The 17401-nt window shown below is 62.7% G+C and carries 19 protein-coding genes and 1 other RNA gene; 6 read left to right on the top strand and 14 right to left on the bottom strand.

All coding sequences use genetic code 11. The annotated features are described in order from the left end of the window. Positions 1 to 74: 74 nt before the first annotated feature. The 7 genes from ABEH27_RS20210 to ABEH27_RS20180 form a co-directional block, all read right to left on the bottom strand. Positions 75 to 1697, bottom strand: coding sequence for an iron ABC transporter permease (locus tag ABEH27_RS20210; protein WP_346615255.1), 1623 nt, complete (start codon positions 1695 to 1697; stop codon positions 75 to 77). Between the two features lie 143 nt (positions 1698 to 1840). Then, positions 1841 to 2842 carry an extracellular solute-binding protein gene (locus ABEH27_RS20205; protein WP_346615254.1) on the bottom strand — a complete coding sequence of 334 codons (1002 nt, stop codon included), beginning with the start codon at positions 2840 to 2842 and terminating at the stop codon, positions 1841 to 1843. 97 nt (positions 2843 to 2939) lie between these two features. Continuing rightward, positions 2940 to 4157, bottom strand: coding sequence for a 2-octaprenyl-3-methyl-6-methoxy-1,4-benzoquinol hydroxylase (locus ABEH27_RS20200; protein ID WP_346615298.1), 1218 nt, complete (start codon positions 4155 to 4157; stop codon positions 2940 to 2942). 9 nt (positions 4158 to 4166) lie between these two features. Further along, positions 4167 to 4649: a DUF4442 domain-containing protein gene (locus ABEH27_RS20195; protein WP_346615253.1), complete on the bottom strand. Its 483-nt coding sequence runs from the start codon at positions 4647 to 4649 to the stop codon at positions 4167 to 4169. Continuing rightward, positions 4646 to 5845 carry a 2-octaprenyl-6-methoxyphenyl hydroxylase gene (ubiH, locus tag ABEH27_RS20190; protein WP_346615252.1) on the bottom strand — a complete coding sequence of 400 codons (1200 nt, stop codon included), beginning with the start codon at positions 5843 to 5845 and terminating at the stop codon, positions 4646 to 4648. Before ubiH ends, ABEH27_RS20195 begins: the two co-directional genes overlap by 4 nt. Beyond that, positions 5842 to 7176 (bottom strand): Xaa-Pro aminopeptidase, encoded by a 1335-nt coding sequence (gene pepP / locus ABEH27_RS20185; protein ID WP_346615251.1) that lies wholly within the window; start codon positions 7174 to 7176, stop codon positions 5842 to 5844. The genes ubiH and pepP overlap by 4 nt, the downstream gene beginning before the upstream one ends. A gap of 22 nt (positions 7177 to 7198) precedes the next feature. Next, the gene (locus ABEH27_RS20180) at positions 7199 to 7753 is read right to left on the bottom strand and encodes a YecA family protein (protein ID WP_346615250.1); all 555 of its coding nucleotides are present in this window, start codon (positions 7751 to 7753) and stop codon (positions 7199 to 7201) included. Positions 7754 to 7935: 182 nt separating this feature from the next. On the opposite strand from ABEH27_RS20180, the gene ABEH27_RS20175 reads away from it, so the two are divergent. The 4 genes from ABEH27_RS20175 to ABEH27_RS20160 all read left to right on the top strand — a co-directional run bounded on the left by ABEH27_RS20175 (position 7936) and on the right by ABEH27_RS20160 (position 9309). Next, on the top strand, positions 7936 to 8118 hold the full coding sequence (locus tag ABEH27_RS20175; RefSeq protein WP_042112137.1) for a TIGR02449 family protein: 183 nt from the start codon (positions 7936 to 7938) through the stop codon (positions 8116 to 8118). After that, positions 8115 to 8435: a cell division protein ZapA gene (locus ABEH27_RS20170; protein WP_346615249.1), complete on the top strand. Its 321-nt coding sequence runs from the start codon at positions 8115 to 8117 to the stop codon at positions 8433 to 8435. Before ABEH27_RS20175 ends, ABEH27_RS20170 begins: the two co-directional genes overlap by 4 nt. 17 nt (positions 8436 to 8452) lie before the next feature. Then, positions 8453 to 8632: non-coding RNA, 6S RNA (gene ssrS, locus ABEH27_RS20165), on the top strand. A 68-nt stretch (positions 8633 to 8700) separates the two neighbouring features. Further along, on the top strand, positions 8701 to 9309 hold the full coding sequence (locus ABEH27_RS20160) for a 5-formyltetrahydrofolate cyclo-ligase (RefSeq protein ID WP_346615248.1): 609 nt from the start codon (positions 8701 to 8703) through the stop codon (positions 9307 to 9309). Positions 9310 to 9326: 17 nt separating this feature from the next. Here ABEH27_RS20160 and ABEH27_RS20155 read toward each other — a convergent pair whose 3' ends face one another. Next, positions 9327 to 9476, bottom strand: coding sequence for a hypothetical protein (locus tag ABEH27_RS20155; protein ID WP_346615247.1), 150 nt, complete (start codon positions 9474 to 9476; stop codon positions 9327 to 9329). Positions 9477 to 9654: 178 nt separating this feature from the next. Here ABEH27_RS20155 and ABEH27_RS20150 point away from each other — a divergent pair, with 178 nt between their 5' ends. Next, positions 9655 to 10107: an EVE domain-containing protein gene (locus ABEH27_RS20150; RefSeq protein ID WP_346615246.1), complete on the top strand. Its 453-nt coding sequence runs from the start codon at positions 9655 to 9657 to the stop codon at positions 10105 to 10107. 69 nt (positions 10108 to 10176) lie between these two features. Here the strand turns inward: ABEH27_RS20150 and ABEH27_RS20145 are convergent, their stop codons facing one another. Then, complete coding sequence (locus tag ABEH27_RS20145; RefSeq protein WP_346615245.1) at positions 10177 to 10581, bottom strand: flagellar basal body-associated protein FliL; 405 nt, start codon at positions 10579 to 10581, stop codon at positions 10177 to 10179. Positions 10582 to 10738: 157 nt separating this feature from the next. On the opposite strand from ABEH27_RS20145, the gene ABEH27_RS20140 reads away from it, so the two are divergent. After that, entirely contained in the window at positions 10739 to 11716 is a 978-nt protein-coding gene (locus ABEH27_RS20140) for an NADPH:quinone oxidoreductase family protein (RefSeq protein WP_346615244.1), read from the top strand. Between the two features lie 110 nt (positions 11717 to 11826). Here the strand turns inward: ABEH27_RS20140 and ABEH27_RS20135 are convergent, their stop codons facing one another. The 5 genes from ABEH27_RS20135 to trxA all read right to left on the bottom strand — a co-directional run bounded on the left by ABEH27_RS20135 (position 11827) and on the right by trxA (position 17179). After that, entirely contained in the window at positions 11827 to 12477 is a 651-nt protein-coding gene (locus tag ABEH27_RS20135; RefSeq protein ID WP_346615243.1) for a gamma-glutamylcyclotransferase, read from the bottom strand. Positions 12478 to 12723: 246 nt separating this feature from the next. Continuing rightward, positions 12724 to 13692, bottom strand: coding sequence for a CDP-6-deoxy-delta-3,4-glucoseen reductase (locus tag ABEH27_RS20130; RefSeq protein WP_346615242.1), 969 nt, complete (start codon positions 13690 to 13692; stop codon positions 12724 to 12726). After that, positions 13692 to 15158, bottom strand: coding sequence for a 4-hydroxy-3-polyprenylbenzoate decarboxylase (ubiD, locus tag ABEH27_RS20125; RefSeq protein ID WP_346615241.1), 1467 nt, complete (start codon positions 15156 to 15158; stop codon positions 13692 to 13694). Before ubiD ends, ABEH27_RS20130 begins: the two co-directional genes overlap by 1 nt. 204 nt (positions 15159 to 15362) lie before the next feature. Then, positions 15363 to 16622 carry a transcription termination factor Rho gene (gene rho, locus ABEH27_RS20120; RefSeq protein WP_003253661.1) on the bottom strand — a complete coding sequence of 420 codons (1260 nt, stop codon included), beginning with the start codon at positions 16620 to 16622 and terminating at the stop codon, positions 15363 to 15365. 227 nt (positions 16623 to 16849) lie between these two features. Further along, a complete protein-coding gene (trxA, locus tag ABEH27_RS20115) occupies positions 16850 to 17179 on the bottom strand; it encodes a thioredoxin TrxA (RefSeq protein ID WP_009684153.1) in 330 nt (109 codons plus the stop codon). Between the last annotated feature and the right edge of the window lie 222 nt (positions 17180 to 17401).

The raw sequence follows: 17401 nt of genomic DNA, 5'->3' as shown, positions 1-17401 counted from the left end.
GTCGTCAGCTCTTCTTGTAGGACCCGTCGCGCGAATGCCGCGCATTGTAGCCGCATGGGCGCAGGCTGGCACCCTCAGTGACTGTGACCGGGGCGTTTGGCTGAACGGCGGATCAGGCCGATGACTGGCAGCAGGCCCACCAGCACCAAGGTCAACGCGGGCAGCGAGGCGCGCGCCCACTCGCCTTCACTGGTCATTTCGAACACGCGGACGGCGAGGGTGTCCCAGCCGAACGGGCGCATCAGCAGGGTGGCGGGCATCTCCTTGAGCACATCGACAAAAACCAGCAGCGCGGCGCTGAGCGCGCCGGGGACCAGTAGCGGCAGATACACCTTGAAAAACAATCTCGCACCACCGACGCCCAAGCTGCGCGAAGCCTCCGGCAACGACGGGCGGATACGCTCCAGGCTGCCTTCCAGCGGCCCGTAGGCCACAGCGATGAAGCGTACCAGGTAGGCCAGCAGCAAGGCCGCCAGGCTGCCCAGCAGCAGTGGCTTGCCAGCTCCGCCGAGCCAAGTGGAAAGCGGAATCACCAAGTGATTGTCGAGGTAACTGAAGGCCAGCATGATCGACACTGCCAGCACCGAACCGGGCAATGCATAACCCAGATTGGCCAGGCCAACGCCGGCACGGATACCCCCGGTTGGCGCCTGACGCCGGGCAAATGCCAGCAGCAATGCCACGCAGACCGTGATCAAGGCCGCCATGCCCCCCAGGTACAGGGTGTGCAGTACCAACCCGATGTAGCGCTCGTCCAGGTCATGCCGCCCACGCTGCCAGAACCACGCGAGCAACTGCAGCAGCGGGATGACGAAGGCACAGGCGAACACCAGCAGGCACCAGCCGCTGGCCAGCAGTGCCTTGATGCCACGCAGGTGGTACAGCGCCTGCCCGCGTGGGCGTTCGTTACTGCTGCGCGTCGCGCCGCGGGCACGCCGTTCGCCGTACAGCACCAGCATCACCGCCAGCAACAGCAGGCTGGCCAGCTGCGCCGCGCTGGACAGGCTGAAGAACCCGTACCAGGTCTTGTAGATGGCCGTGGTGAAAGTATCGAAGTTGAACACCGCGACGGCACCGAAATCTGCCAGCGTCTCCATCAGCGCCAGCGCGATGCCGGCGCCAATGGCCGGCCGGGCCATGGGCAGGGCAACCCGCCAGAAGGCTTGCAGTGGCGACAGGCCCAACACCCGCGCCGCTTCCATCAGGCCCTTGCCCTGGGCCAGGAAGGCAGTACGCGCCAGCAGGTAGACGTAGGGGTAGAACACCAACACCAGAACGATGATCACCCCACCGGTGGAACGCACCCGCGGCAGGCGCATCGGGCCGAACACTTCGCGCAAGGCGCTTTGCACAGGGCCGGCAAAGTCCAGCAAGCCGACAAAGACGAATGCCAGCACGTAGGCCGGGATCGCAAACGGTAGCATCAGTGCCCAGTCCAGCCAGCGCCTGCCGGGGAATTCACAGAGGCTGGTGAGCCAGGCCAGGCTTACGCCGAGCACGGTGACGCCTACGCCGACACCCAGCACCAATGTGAGGGTGTTGCCGAGCAGGCGGCTCATCTGGGTGTCAAGCAGGTGCGACCAGATTTGCAGGTCTATCGACTGCCAGGACAGCAGCAGGACGCTTATGGGCAGGAGCACCAGGGCGGCGGTCAGGGTGACCGGGAGGTACCAGCGGCGTTGGGGGGTGTGGGGCAAGGCGAATGTCTCGGTGGCGGTTTGCGACCGCTGCGCGGTCGTTCGCGGGCAAGCCCGCTCCTACAGGGATAGGCGCTGGCCTGTAGGAGCGGGCTTGCCCGCGATAGGGCCTTTGCAGGCCCCGGAAGGATAAGCCCTGGCGCTTAGTTCCAGCCAGCCCGATCCATCAGACGAATCGCCTCTGCCTGGCGCTTGCCAGCGATTTCCACCGGAATGCTGTCAGCCTTGAAGCTGCCCCATGCCGCAACTTCATCCGATGGCTTGACCTTCGGGTTGGCCGGGAACTCCTGGTTGATGTCGGCAAACAGCTTCTGCGCCTCTTCGCCGGTCATCCATTCCACCAGCTTCTTGGCGGCCTCCGGGTGCGGGGCATGTTTGGTCAGGCCGATACCCGACAGGTTGACGTGCACGCCACGGTCGCCCTGATTAGGCCAGAAGATCTTCACCGGCAGGCTTGGGTTCTGCTTGTGCAAGCGGCCGTAGTAGTAGGTATTGACCACACCCACGTCGCACTGGCCGGCCTCGATGGCCTGGATTACCGCGTTGTCATCGGAGAACACATCGGTAGAGAGGTTGTTCACCCAGCCTTTGACGATCTGTTCGGTCTTGGCTTCGCCGTGGTTTTCGATCAGGGTGGCGGTCAGCGACTGGTTGTAGACCTTCTTGGCCGTGCGCAGGCACAGGCGGCCTTCCCAGTGCTGGTCGGCGAGGGCTTCATAGGTGCTCAACTCTGCCGGTTTGACCCGCTCGGTGGAGTAGATGATGGTCCGTGCGCGCAGGCTCAGGCCAGTCCAGTCGTGGGACGAAGCACGGTACTGCGGCGGGATGTTCTGGTCGATGACGTCCGACTTGATCGGCTGCAGGATGCCCATCTGCTCCGCCTGCCAAAGGTTACCGGCGTCAACGGTCAACAGCAGGTCGGCCACGCCGTTTTCGCCCTCGGCCTTGATGCGCTGCATCAGCGGGGCTTCCTTGTCGGTGATGAACTTGATCTTGACGCCGGTCTTGGCGGTGTAGGCGTCGAACACCGGCTTGATCAGCTCGTCGATGCGCGAGGAGTACACCACCACTTCGTCCGCCGCCTGGGCTGTACCGCCGAACAGGGTCAGGGCCAGGGCGGCCAGTAGGGGCTTGCGTGGCAACATGGAAAGCACTCCTCGGATCGTATGAGAGGCGCAAATGGTAGTGAATCCCATTTTACGACTCATCCACCGAGCAGTTACCGGATGTTGCAGATGACCTTCAAGGCTTGGCCAGTTCTGGCAGATCCCCTGTCAGGCCCAACGCCTGCCGCACGAACAACGCCTTGGCCTCCGGCAGCTTTTCGACCATTTTCAAGCCACTGTTGCGCAACCAGCGCAGCGGCAGCGGGTTGGCCTGGAACAGCCGCTCAAAGCCCTCCATTGCCGCCATCAACGCCAGGTTGTGCGGCATGCGCCGGCGCTCATAACGGCTGAGCACTTTCACATCCGCCAACCGCTCTGCGCGGTCACAGGCATTGACCAGCACCTCGGCCAGCACCGCGGCATCGAGGAAGCCCAGGTTGACGCCCTGCCCGGCCAGCGGGTGAATGGTGTGTGCGGCATCGCCGATCAGCGCCAGCCCTTCGTCCACATAGCGCTTGGCGTGGCGCTGGCGCAGCGGCACGCACACTCGCGGGTCCGCCTGCAGCACATCGCCCAATCGCCCCTCAAAGGCGCGTTCCAGCGCCTTGAGGAAGGCTTGATCATCCAACGCCATGAGCTGCTCGGCGTGCTCGGGCGTGGTCGACCAGACAATCGAGCACCAGTCCTGCCGGCCGTCACGCGCCAGCGGCAGGAAGGCCAGCGGCCCTTCATCGGTGAAGCGTTGCCAGGCCGTGGCCTGGTGGGCCGCGCTGCAGCGTACGCTGGTGACGATGGCGTGGTGCAAGTAGTCCCACTCGCGTGTTTCGCAACCGGCCAGGCGCCGCACCGCCGAGTTGGCACCGTCGGCAGCCACCACCAGCGGGGCGCGCAGGCGGCGGCCATCGGCCAAGGTCAGCAGCCACTCATCGCCAGAACGGCGCATCTGCTCCAGGCGGGCGTTGGGCAGCAAGCCGATATCGCTGTCGTGCAGGCGTTCCAGCAGGCCATCCTGGACTACCCGGTTCTCGACGATATGGCCGAGCACCTGCGCATGCACGCTGGCCGCCGAAAAGTGGATCTGGCCGGTGCCGCTGCCGTCCCACACATGCATGTCCGAATACGGTGAAACGCGGCGCCTGGCGATGCCATCCCAGGCGCCCAGGCGCTCGAGAATGCGCTGGCTGGCCGCCGACAGGGCACTGACCCGCGGCTCGAACGGTGCAGCGTCGTCGAACGGCTTCACCGACAGCGGGCCACCGTCGAGCAGGAGAATTTCCAGGCCGCTGTGGCGCAATGCCAAGGCCAGGGCGCTGCCGACCATACCGGCACCGACAATCAACAGATCTGCGCGCATTTCCATGCCTTACGCCTGCCTCGCTTGCGGCTTGAGCCGCACGTATAAAGTTTTATCGACCCGCGCCACCAGTTCGCCGGCGCCGTCGCGGATATCGACCTGCAAACGTGGCAGGTACTTCTTGCCGCTGGCCGTCTGCAGGCGAATTTCTTCCAGCAGTGCGTCATCGACGTGGAATTCGGCGTACACCGGCCCCTTGCCCGGGCTGATGAAGTCGATACTGGCGGCCTTGTCCCAGACGATGTACTCACGCCCCAGCTGTTCGATCAGCAGCAGCATGTAGAACGGATCGACCATGGAGTACAGGCTGCCACCGAACTGGGTACCGACGTAATTGCGGTTCCAGCGGGTGAGTTTCATGCGTACCTTGACGCTGCGCATGTCCGGGCTGATGTGCTGGATGCGAATGCCAGCGCCGAGGTACGGCGGGTAGAAATTCAGCAGCCAACGCAACATGCGCGCCCGACGCGCCAGCCGGCGCGGGCTGCTCATGCCTGGCCTCGCGGATCTGGGCGAGTGCCCAGGCCCATGGCCTGGCGGGCGAACCAGCTTTTGGCCGGTGGCAGCAGGTCGAGCCCGAGCAAGCCGATGTTGCGGCCAGCAGCCAGCAGCGGTTGGTTGCTGCCGAACAGCCGCGTGACCTGGTCGGAAAAGCCGATGGTCAGGGCCTGATCAAGCCGCTGACGCTGGTGGTACGCCTGCAGGGTCGCAAGGTCGCCTGGCTGCTGCGGGCCCTTGAGCAACGCGTCGGCCAGCGACTGCACATCGCGCAACGACAGGTTGAACCCCTGCCCGGCGATAGGGTGCAGGCTATGCGCGGCATTACCCAGCACCACCAGGTGCGGGCGCACTTGTTCATCGGCCTCGACCAGCGCCAGCGGGTAGAGGTGCCGCACACCGACTTGGCGCAGAGCGCCAAGGCGATAGCCAAAGGCGTTTTGCAGCTCACGCAGGAAGCTGCGTTCGTCGACCTCGGCCAGGCGTTTGGCGTCCATCCCTTGCCGGGTCCATACCAGTGCGCAGCGGTTATCAGGTAGCGGCAGCAGGGCCATGGGGCCTTGCTCGGTGAAGCGTTCGAAGGCTTGGCCACCGTGGGCTTCGCCCGGGGTGATATTGGCGATCAGCGCACTCTGCTCGTAGGGCGTTCGGCGCACATGAATGCCCAGTTGCTCGCGTAACCCGGACCGGCCACCGTCAGCCAGCACCGCCAGGTCGCATTCCAGGCTGGTGTCGTCGTCCAGTTGCAAGCGATAACCACCGGCAATCGCCTGCATCGCCTTCACTTCGGCCGGGCAACGCCAGCTCACCACCTCACTGTCCAGGCCTTGCCACAGGCATTGGCCAAGCCAGGCGTTCTCGACCACGTAGCCCAGCGCCGGCACCCCTTCTTCCATTGCATCAAGGCGGGTGGAGCCGAAGCGGCCGCGGTCGGAAACCTGAATCTGCCGAATCGGCTCGGCACGCGGGCTGATGGCCTGCCACAGGCCCAGTTGCTGATAGATCTGCTGGGTACCGAACGACAATGCCGAGGAGCGCGCGTCGTAGCTGGGCTGGAAGCTGTCGCCAGGGGCGAAAGGCTCGATCAGCAGGATTTTCCAGCCACGCGCCTTTGCGCCGGCCTGCAGGGCCAGGGCCAGGCTGGCGCCGACCAGGCCGCCGCCGATGATCGCCAGGTTGACTCGGTTCATGCCGCGTCCTTACGTGCCGCCTGCATCAGCGCCTCGATCTCGGCGACCGTCCTGGGCACGCCCGAGGTCAGAATTTCACAACCATGCTTGGTCACCACCACGTCGTCCTCGATCCTTACGCCGATGCCGCGCCATTTTTTCGCGACAGTCTGGTTGTCGGCGGCAATGTAGATGCCCGGTTCGACGGTCAATGCCATGCCTGGCTCAAGCACCCGCCACTGGCCACCCACCTTGTATTCGCCTACATCGTGCACATCCATGCCCAGCCAGTGCCCGGCGCGGTGCATGTAGAACGCGCGATGGGCTTCGCTGTCGATCAGCGCCTGCACCTCGCCCTTGAGCAGGCCCAGTTCCACCAGGCCTTCGGTGATGACCCGCACGGTCGCTTCATGCGCGTGGTTCCAGTGCTTACCCGGGGCAATTTCGGCGAAAGCTGCGGCCTGGGCCTTTAGCACCAGCTCGTAAATGGCCTTCTGCTCGGGCGAAAAACGCCCGCTGACCGGGAAGGTGCGGGTGATGTCGCTGGCATAACAGTCGATTTCGCAGCCAGCGTCGATCAGCACCAGGTCGCCGTCCTTGAGTGGCGCATCGTTCTGCTGATAGTGCAGGATGCAGCCGTTACGGCCAGCGGCGACGATCGAACCATACGCGGGCATCTTCGCCCCGCCTTTACGGAATTCGTAGTCCAGTTCGGCTTCGAGGCTGTACTCGTGCAGGCCCGCACGGCAGGCCTGCATCGCCCGCACATGGGCGCGCGCAGAAATGTCCGCCGCGGCGCGCATCACCTTCACCTCTGCCGCCGATTTATACAGACGCATGTCATGCAGCAGGTGATCCAGCGCAACGAACTCGTTCGGTGGCTGCGCGCCGAGGCGGGCCTTGGAGCGGATCACGTTGATCCAGTCCATCAGCCGGCGGTCGAACTCGGGGTTGCTGCCCATGGCGCTGTACACCCGCTCGCGGCCTTCGATCAGGCCCGGCAGGATCTCGTCGATGTCGGTGATCGGAAAGGCATCATCCGCGCCAAAGTCGCGGACTGCACCTTCCTGGCCGGCACGCAGGCCGTCCCATTGCTCGCGCTCAGGGTTGCGCTCGCGGCAGAACAGCACGTACTCGCCATGCTCGCGCCCCGGGATCAAGGCGATAACCGCCTCGGGCTCGGGAAAGCCGCTGAGGTACTGGAAATCGCTGTCCTGGCGGTACACATGCTCGACATCGCGGTTACGGATGGCAACTGCGGCCGCCGGCAGGATGGCGATGCTGTTGGGGACCATCTGCGCCATCAGCGCCTTGCGCCGACGGGCATACTCGGCCTTGGGTATATGGCTCATGGGCAGAACTACCCCCGGTTGATCAGTGCAGCGATGGCTTGGACGCGGGTGCCGCCGGCTTTGCAAGCTCGGAGAACAGCAGCAGAGGCGCCACGCGCAGGTATTCCATGACTTCCATGTAGTCGCTCTCGCCGTCTTCGGACTCTTCGAGGGCTTCCTGAACCTGGGAAATCGCAACCAGGTCCTGCAGGACGTCCTTGGCTTCGGTGGAAAGGTCCTTGCCACCGGAGTTCAGGCCGAAACCGGTGATGAAACCTTGGCACCACTGGCCCAATGCGGCAGCACGGTCGGCCAGCGCAGCGTCATCGGTCGGCAGCAACAGGACGATGGCCATGTCATCGCTGGTCAGCTCGCCCTTGACCATCTCTTGCAGGCCGATCAGGGCGTTGCGGACAGTGTCACCGGGCTCGATTTCAAGCAGTTGGGCGGCGTCGGCCAGCCAGGCATCGGCATCGAAGCCGGCACCGGCGCAACTGCGCCCGACCAGCAAGCCATGCAGCTCGGCAGGAGTGACAGGATGGCCATTGCTCGAAAGCAGCATGGCGAAGGCAACGTAAGGCGATTGGGTATTAGGCATGGTCGGCTAGGCGCCAGGCGGCGCATTTGACTAGAATGAAGGCCTTGTATCCTAGCACCGGCAGGCGCGCCAAGACCATCGGCACTGGCCGTCACCGCTCAGGGAGAGGCATCATCGACGGGTGATTCAATGACGGAGCGAATCGAGTGCAACCCACGCAAGAGAACGACCTGCAAGCATTGATGAGCCGGTTTGAGTCGCTGATCGAACGCGTCGAGCAACTAAAACGGCAGAATGCACTCCTAGTAGCTCAGGAAAAATCCTGGCGCGAAGAGCGCGCCCACCTCATCGAAAAGAACGAGATCGCCAAGCGCAAGGTCGAGTCGATGATCTTACGCCTCAAGGCCCTGGAGCAAGACTCATGAGTTCAAGCAATAGCGTCACCGTGCAGATTCTGGACAAGGAGTACTCGATCATCTGCCCGCCGGAAGAACGCAACAACCTGGTCAGCGCCGCACGCTACCTGGACGGCAAGATGCGTGAGATCCGTAGCAGCGGCAAGGTGATCGGTGCCGACCGCATCGCTGTGATGGCCGCATTGAACATCACCCACGAGATGCTGCACCGCCAGGAAGATCGCACCGACGCCCCCGCTGGCAACGCCACCCGCGAGCAGGTTCGTGACTTGCTCGATCGCGTCGATAAGGCGTTGTCCGACGATGCGGATACCAAAATCGGCTGAGATTGGTATACTGGCGCCACTCCCTGGGGGATGCGCCAGTCGGTTATGTCCCTGAGCCGATACGCACAACCACGGGGGTTGCACGCTGGGGCCGGTGTGCATGTCCGCCCGACGGAAAGCCTTAACGCCCCCTGCAATCTCCACCTTGAACTTTCGGGTTCAAGGGCTACACCGATAGCGGTCTTATCGGGGAGCCTCATTCTTCTTTGCCTGCCCTGCCGCAGGCAGATTCCACACCAGTGGCGACAACTGGGACGCCTGTGCCATGACCGACACCGCGCCGCTCACCCGCCCCCAGCTTCGTCGCCTGCTGCGCAATGCCCGCCGCGCACTCACCCCCGCACAGCAACAGCAAGCCTCCCTGGGCCTGTATCGCCAATTGGCGCAGAACCCACTGTTCCGGCGCGCCCGGCACATTGCCCTGTACTTGCCCAACGACGGTGAAATCGACCCGCAGCTGCTGCTGCGCGAGGCCCAGCGCCGCGGTAAACGCCTCTACCTGCCGGTATTGCACGCCTGGCCGCGCACACGCATGGTGTTCCAGCGTTTTGAAAAGGGTGAAAAACTCAAGCCCAACCGCTTCCGTATTCCAGAGCCATTGACCGACCGCAGGCGTCAACGCCCTGTCTGGGCGCTGGACCTGATCCTGCTACCGCTGGTGGGCTTTGATGAGGTCGGCGGGCGGCTCGGCATGGGCGGCGGTTTCTACGACCGCAGCCTGGCTTACCAGGCACGCCGCAAAACGTGGAAAAAACCGCTGCTGCTGGGGCTGGCGCATGAATGCCAGAAGGTCGAGCGGCTGGCGCAAGCCAGTTGGGATGTACAACTGCAGGGCACGGTCTCGGACCGTGGCTGGTACCTGGCACCGAACTGAGCGGCGCCAGCAGGGGATCAGCGCTGCGGCTGGCCGGCGTCGACCGGGGTTTGGTAGGCGGTATCGAGCTTGCGCTCCCAGATACCCTGAGCATAACCGGTGGTGACCACACCCAGACCAAAGATGAAGACCAGGACCCAAAGGAGGTCCGGTTTACGTTGATTCATCGAAGAATGCCCCCCCGGCATACTGTTCTGGCTCGACGACTTTTTTGGTGTCGCCGGAGCAGCTAGCGTTAAAATCGGCGCATTTTCCGACAACCTGAGCCCACACGCAAACGTTGACGCCAACCGGCTGTCGGTTTCGTGCAACAGGTTATTTCAAACCTTTTCAGGAGCAGCATCCATGGCCTACTGGCTGATGAAATCCGAGCCCGACGAGCTCTCGATCGAAGGGCTGGGCCATTTGGGCGAGGCGCGCTGGGATGGCGTACGCAACTACCAGGCCCGCAACTTCCTGCGGGCCATGAGCGTAGGCGATGAGTTCTTCTTTTACCACTCCAGCTGCCCGCAACCGGGCATTGCCGGGATCGGCCGCATCATCGCGGCGGCCTACCCGGACCCGACCGCGCTCGACCCGCAAAGCCACTACCACGACGCCAAGGCCACTCCCGATAAGAATCCGTGGAGCGCAGTGGATGTGGCGCATGTGAAGACATTCAGGCAGGTATTGGGGCTGGGGCTGCTCAAGCAGCAGAGCGCACTGGCGGAGTTGCCGCTGGTGCAGAAAGGGACGAGGTTGTCGGTGATGCCAGTTACCGAGGAGCAGTGGGCGGCTATTGTCGCACTGGCGCGGTGAGCGGCGGCCCCTTCACTTATCGCATGGGCAGTGCCCGCCCAGGGACCGCGCAAACCCGGTTTGCTCAGATCACTGCACAATCAGATTATTGAACAGCAGGTCCTCGACAATCGGCTTGCCCTCTTCCGCTTCCATCACCTGCTGCACCTGCTTCAGCGCTTGCTGGCGCAGCGCCTCCTTGGCTTCGACGTTGCTCATGTTATCCACACCCTGTTGGGTGAACAGCGCCACCAGCTGGTTGCGAATCAGCGGTTCGTGGTGCTTCACCGCCTTGGCAGCTTCGTCACCGGTCACGCGCAGGGCGACGTCGGCCTTGTACACACGCAGCTTGGGGCCACCGTCGAGGGCGTAGTTGCCGACGAAGGGTGGGCTCAGGCTGATGTAGGAAACCTTGGGGGCTCCTTCCTTGGCTTCTTCGGCCATGGCCGCCGCTGGCAGCATCAGGGCCAGCACCATCAAGATCCACGCGTTCACTCATTCGCTCCTCAAAACAATTGGCGCCAGCTTACCCAGCACACCGCTCAAACCCAAGCCCCGGCTTATGCCAGCCCATCAGGGCGGGCCATGCTCGTTGACCCGGCGGGCGGCCCTCTTACACTTATCGGCCACTACACGCAAAGGAATAGCCCCGATGAAAGCTGTGTTGTGCAAAACCCTGGGCCCGGCACGCGACCTGGTGCTGGAAGAGGTGGCCAGCCCGGCGCCGAAAAAAAACGAGATCCTGCTGGATGTGCATGCAGCCGGGGTCAACTTCCCCGACACCTTGATCATCGAAGGCAAATACCAGTTTCAGCCGCCCCTGCCGTTCTCGCCGGGTGGCGAAGCTGCCGGTGTGGTTGCCGCGGTGGGTGAGCGCGCTGGGGCGTTCAAGGTGGGCGACAGGGTGATGGCCCTGACCGGTTGGGGTGCATTTGCCGAACAGGTGGCCGTGCCGTTCTACAACGTGATGCCCATTCCCGAAAGCATGGACTTCACCACCGCCGCCGCCTTTGGCATGACCTACGGCACCTCGATGCATGCGCTCAAGCAACGCGGTCAGCTGCAATCTGGGGAAACCCTGCTGGTGCTGGGTGCATCCGGTGGTGTCGGCCTGGCGGCAGTGGAAATCGGCAAGGCCATGGGCGCCAAGGTGATCGCTGCGGCCAGCAGCGCCGAGAAGCTGGCCGTCGCCAAGGCGGCCGGGGCGGATGAGCTGATCGATTACACCCAGGCCAGCCTCAAGGAAGAAATCAAGCGCCTGACCGGTGGCCAAGGCGTGGATGTGATCTATGACCCGGTTGGGGGTGAGCTGTTCGAGCAGGCCGTACGTGGGCTGGCGTGGAATGGCCGGCTGCTTGTGGTGGGCTTTGCCAGCGGGACGATCCCGCAGATGGCGGCTAACCTGGTGCTGCTCAAGGGCGCAGCGGTGCTCGGGGTGTTCTGGGGTTCGTTCGCCCAGCGCCAGCCAGAGGATAATGCCGGCAACTTCCGGCAGCTGTTTGCCTGGCATGCCGAGGGCAAGCTGAAACCGCTGGTTTCTCAGACTTACCCACTGGCCGAGGCGGGTGCTGCGATCGAGCAATTGGGGCAAAGGAAGGCTGTGGGTAAGTTGGTGGTGCTGGCCAGGTAAGCGTCCTGATCAATTGTGCCTCCACCGGCCCTATCGCCGGCAAGCCGGCGCCTACAGGTGCCGGCGTAATCCTAAGCGACTCGCCGGCGATAGGGCCGCAACAGGCTGGATCAAACCTCGCGCAGGTTATGGCAGCGCCTGAAGCGCGCCTCCAGGTTGCGATCCGGCATCTGGTGATTGCGCAGTGCATTCAACGTCTGCTCGACATACTCGCGCGTGGTGCCATAACGCCCCTTGGCGCTTGCCAGGATCTGGCTGAGCAAGGTGTCCGGCAGGTTACCGGCGTAGCACGGCAGGTGCCGTTCCAGCACAAAACCAAGTGCCTGAACCTTGCTGCCATCACCCAACCGGCAACTGAGCCAATGCGGACGATAGGCGGGGAACGGCATCTCCCTTTGCCACAGGGCCATCAGCGAGTCATCGAGGTTGCTCTCATCCAGGCGATAGGCAAAACCACTGCACGAACCGCCGCGGTCCAGGCCGAACACCAGGCCCGGGGTTTCCGGGGTGCCACGGTGCTCGTGCGACCACAAATACAGCCCACGGTGATAGCCATGCACGCGCGCGCGCTGGCGTTCAACCGAACTGCATTCCGGGCGCCAGATCAACGAACCATAGGCAAACAGCCACACCGGGCCACCTTCATGGCGTGACATGGTCATCTGCATGGAGTTGATCAATTGCTCGCGGGTCAATTGCTGGCCGAAGTCGAGCGCCGGAGGATAAGCACTTTTCCAGGACAAACTTTCAATTGCCGACATAAGCTGCCGCCATTATTCCCTGTGAACTACCGATGTAGCGAAAGTCGCTGCGAGACGGGGCCAGAGCCCCACACCTAGGGTGCTTGCCTTCACCTTAGGATAGAAACACGCCAACACTCAAGTCCCGAGACCTAAGTTTTACGCGAACTTCCGACGATTGGAGAGCATTGTTCCGAGTATAGTGAAAGTTATTAGCCAAGGCGGTAATAATTACCGCCTTATACCCACTACCTGAAACTTTGGTTATTAACCACGCGGCGCGTAGGCAAACACATCGGCACGCATGCGGTGGGCATCCATACCGGCTTCGACCAGGGCATCGAGGGTGGCATAGACCATGTTAGGTGAACCGCTGGCGTAGACGTGGACCGTGTTGAGGTCCTGAACGTCTTCACACACCGCTTCGTGCAGCATGCCGCAGCGGCCTTCCCAACCGCAAAGATCACTCACCACTTTGTGCAGGAACAGGTTGGGCAAGCGCTCCCATTCGTCCCAGTGTTCGATGGAGTAGAAGTCTTCGGGGCGGCGCACACCCCAGTAGAGGTGCACCGGGTGCTTGAAACCCTGGGCGCGGCAGTGCTCGACCAGGCTGTGCATCTGCCCCATGCCGGTACCGGCGGCGATCAGCACCAGCGGCCCATCGGGTAGCTCGGCCAGATGAGTGTCACCGAAAGGCATCTCTATGCGTGCCAGGCCGTTGCGCTGCAATTGCTCGAGCAACTGCAAGGCGCTGGCTTCACGCGCCAGCACGTGCAGCTCCAGATCACGCCCGCTATGGGGTGCCGAAGCCAGCGAAAACGCCGCCTGCTTGCCACCTTCGCGCTCGATCATCAGGTACTGCCCGGCGTGATAGCGCAGCGGCTTGCCAGCCGGCGCGCGCAAGCGCACGCGCCAGACGTCGCCGCCGACATCAACGCATTCAGTGACGCTGCATGCCAGCTTTCGCACTGGCAGCTCGCCCAGGGCCAGCACACCATCCCAGAGCAAAACACAGTCCTCCAGCGGTTCGGCGATGCATGTGAACAGCTCGCCATGGTCGCGTTCTTCACCGTTCTGTAGAACGCGACCTTCGACCAACAATGCGGCGCAGACATGGCAATTGCCATTGCGGCAGCTGTTCGGGCAGTCATAGCCCAGCCGCCGCGCTCCATCCAGGATCCGTTCCCCGGGTTCAAGCGCCAGCACTGCCCCGGACGGCTGCAACGTTACCTGCATCAATCTATTCCCAACTGATCCCACAGCTCATCGATGCGGCGGGTGACGGCCTCGTCCTTGACGATGACCCGGCCCCATTCGCGTGTCGTCTCGCCCGGCCACTTGTGCGTGGCATCCAGGCCCATCTTCGACCCCAGGCCCGATACCGGCGACGCGAAGTCGAGGTAGTCGATCGGCGTGTTGTCGATCATCACCGTATCACGCTTGGGGTCCATGCGCGTGGTGATGGCCCAGATCACGTCATTCCAGTCACGGGCATTGATATCGTCGTCTGTGACGATAACGAATTTGGTGTACATGAACTGTCGCAGGAACGACCACACACCCAGCATCACGCGCTTGGCGTGGCCTGGGTACTGCTTCTTGATGGTCACCACCGCCATTCGGTACGAGCAGCCTTCCGGTGGCAGGTAGAAGTCGATGATCTCCGGGAACTGCTTTTGCAGGATCGGCACGAACACTTCGTTCAACGCCACACCGAGGATCGCCGGCTCATCAGGCGGCCGCCCGGTGTAGGTGCTGTGGTAGATCGGTTTTTGCCGATGGGTGATGCGCTCGACAGTGAACACCGGGAAGCTGTCCACTTCGTTGTAGTAGCCGGTGTGATCGCCGTAAGGGCCTTCTGGCGCCATTTCGCCCGGGTGGATCACGCCTTCGAGGATGATCTCGGCAGTTGCCGGCACCTGCAGGTTGCTGCCACGGCACTTCACCAGTTCGGTACGGTTGCCGCGCAACAGGCCGGCGAAGGCGTATTCGGACAGGGTATCGGGCACCGGCGTCACTGCACCGAGAATGGTCGCAGGGTCCGCGCCCAGGGCCACGGCAACCGGGAACGGCTGGCCAGGGTTCTTTTCGCACCACTCGCGATAGTCCAGCGCGCCGCCACGGTGACTCAACCAGCGCATGATGACCTTGTTGCGGCCGATGACCTGCTGGCGATAGATGCCCAGGTTCTGGCGGTCCTTGTTGGGGCCGCGGGTCACGGTCAGGCCCCAGGTGATCAGCGGTGCCACGTCACCTGGCCAGCAGTGCTGGATCGGCAACTGGCCGAGGTCGACATCATCGCCCTCGACCACGACTTCCTGACACACCGCATCCTTGACCACTTTCGGCGCCATCGACACGACCTTCTTGAAAATCGGCAGCTTCGACCAGGCATCTTTCAGGCCCTTCGGCGGCTCCGGCTCCTTGAGGAAGGCCAGCAGCTTGCCGATCTCGCGAAGCTCATCGACCGATTCGGCGCCCATGCCCATGGCCACCCGCTGCGGGGTGCCGAACAGGTTGCCGAGCACTGGCATATCGAAGCCTGTGGGCTTTTCGAACAGCAAGGCCGGGCCCTTGGCACGCAGGGTGCGGTCGCACACCTCGGTCATTTCCAGGACAGGGGAGATAGGAACCTGGATGCGCTTGAGTTCGCCGCGCTGCTCCAGGCCACGGATGAAGTCGCGCAAATCGCGATACTGCATGCATGAGCCTCGTGTTGGCCGTATCGGTCGGGGTGCAGAGTGTAGCGCCGAACGGCGTGCAATGGCCAAAAATGACTTGGGGCCGCTTCGCCTCCCATCGCCGTCAAGCCAGCCCCCACAAGGCTCGCAGAGGACCTGTGGGAGCCGGCTTGCCGGCGATGGGCTGCGAAGCAGCCCCAATCATTACTTGACCGATCTAACCGCTTACTTGCGCTTCATCGACAGGAAGAACTCGTCGTTGGTCTTGGTCTGCTTGAGCTTGTCGACCAGGAACTCGATGGCGGCGATCTCGTCCATCGGGTGCAGCAGCTTGCGCAGGATCCACATGCGCTGCAGTTCGTCATCGGCAGTCAGCAGCTCTTCGCGGCGGGTGCCGGAGCGGTTGATGTTGATGGCCGGGAACACGCGTTTCTCGGCGATGCGGCGGTCCAGGGGCAGCTCCATGTTGCCGGTACCCTTGAACTCTTCGTAGATCACTTCGTCCATCTTCGAGCCGGTTTCTACCAGCGCGGTGGCGATGATGGTCAGCGAACCGCCTTCCTCGATGTTACGTGCGGCACCGAAGAAGCGCTTCGGCTTCTCCAGGGCATGGGCGTCGACACCACCGGTCAGCACCTTGCCGGAGCTTGGGATCACGGTGTTGTAAGCACGCGCCAGGCGGGTGATGGAATCGAGCAGGATGACCACATCCTTTTTGTGCTCGACCAGGCGCTTGGCCTTCTCGATCACCATCTCGGCAACCTGTACGTGACGGGTCGGCGGCTCGTCGAAGGTCGAGGCAACCACTTCGCCGCGCACGGTGCGCTGCATTTCGGTCACTTCTTCCGGGCGCTCGTCGATCAGCAGAACGATCAGGTGGCACTCGGGGTTGTTACGGGTGATGTTCGCCGCGATGTTCTGCAGCATGATCGTCTTGCCCGCTTTCGGCGGAGCAACGATCAGGCCACGCTGGCCTTTGCCGATCGGGGCGCACAGGTCGATGACGCGGCCGGTCAGGTCTTCGGTGGAGCCGTTGCCGGCTTCCATCTTCAGGCGCTTGTTGGGGAACAGCGGCGTCAGGTTTTCGAACAGGATCTTGTTCTTCGCGTTTTCAGGGCGATCGAAGTTGATCGTGTCGACCTTCAGCAGGGCGAAGTAACGCTCCCCTTCCTTTGGCGGGCGGATCTTGCCGACGATGGTGTCGCCGGTACGCAGGTTGAAACGGCGGATCTGGCTAGGCGAGACGTAGATGTCGTCAGGGCCGGCCAGGTAGGACGCATCAGCCGAACGCAGGAAACCGAAACCATCCTGGAGAATCTCCAGCACGCCGTCACCCGAGATCTCTTCGCCGCTTTTCGCGTGCTTTTTCAGCAGGGCGAAAATCACGTCCTGTTTGCGCGAACGGGCCATGTTTTCGATGCCCATCTGTTCGGCCATTTCCAGCAGATCGGTAATCGGCTTTTGCTTGAGTTCAGTCAGGTTCATAAGGGGAGTGACGTAATCATGTATGAAGGGAGGATTAAGCTTCTGGCTTAATGAAGCCGCGCCGCTAGAAGGCGATAGGATCGCGCACAGATTCTAATTAGGAGTGCGTCGGCGACGGCGTGCAGGGGGCACTGGAGAAGCAGTGCGAGGCCGAATGTAACACTTGCTTTTTTCGACGTCTAGTGGGTTGGAAAAGAAAAGCCCCGGGGTTTCCGGGGCTTTTCGCATCACAGGTGGGCGTCGAGGAACGCGGCCAGCTGGGATTTGGACAGTGCGCCCACCTTGGTGGCCTCGACGTTGCCGTTCTTGAACAGCATCAGCGTCGGGATGCCACGCACGCCGTGCTTGGCCGGGGTTTCCTGGTTGTCGTCGATGTTCAGCTTGGCGACGGTCAGTTTGCCCTCGTAGGTGGAAGCGATGTCGTCCAGGACTGGAGCGATCATCTTGCATGGGCCACACCATTCAGCCCAGTAGTCGACCAGCACCGGGCCTTGGGCTTGCAGGACTTCGGCCTCGAAGGTGGCGTCGGTGACGTGTTTGATCAGATCGCTGCTCATGGATATCTCCAGGGTCGTAAGCAAAAAACGTGGCCCATCATAGCCGCACCCACGCCCTACAGGAAGTCGCGGACGATTGAGTGTCACTATAGTTGTGCAAGACGCCACGAATCGAAACTGTCACATAAGTGTCATAGCATCGAATGGCACATTGCCTTGCATCAACCCTTGGCGTGCCGCGCGTTGGCGACAGCCAAGTATCGTGGCACGATTGCCAGGTTA

This window comes from Pseudomonas sp. P39-UII1 (genome assembly GCF_039672635.1).
GTDB lineage: Bacteria > Pseudomonadota > Gammaproteobacteria > Pseudomonadales > Pseudomonadaceae > Aquipseudomonas.
Note: the sequence above shows the minus strand (reverse complement) of the source record. Positions and strands in the feature narration are given on the sequence as shown.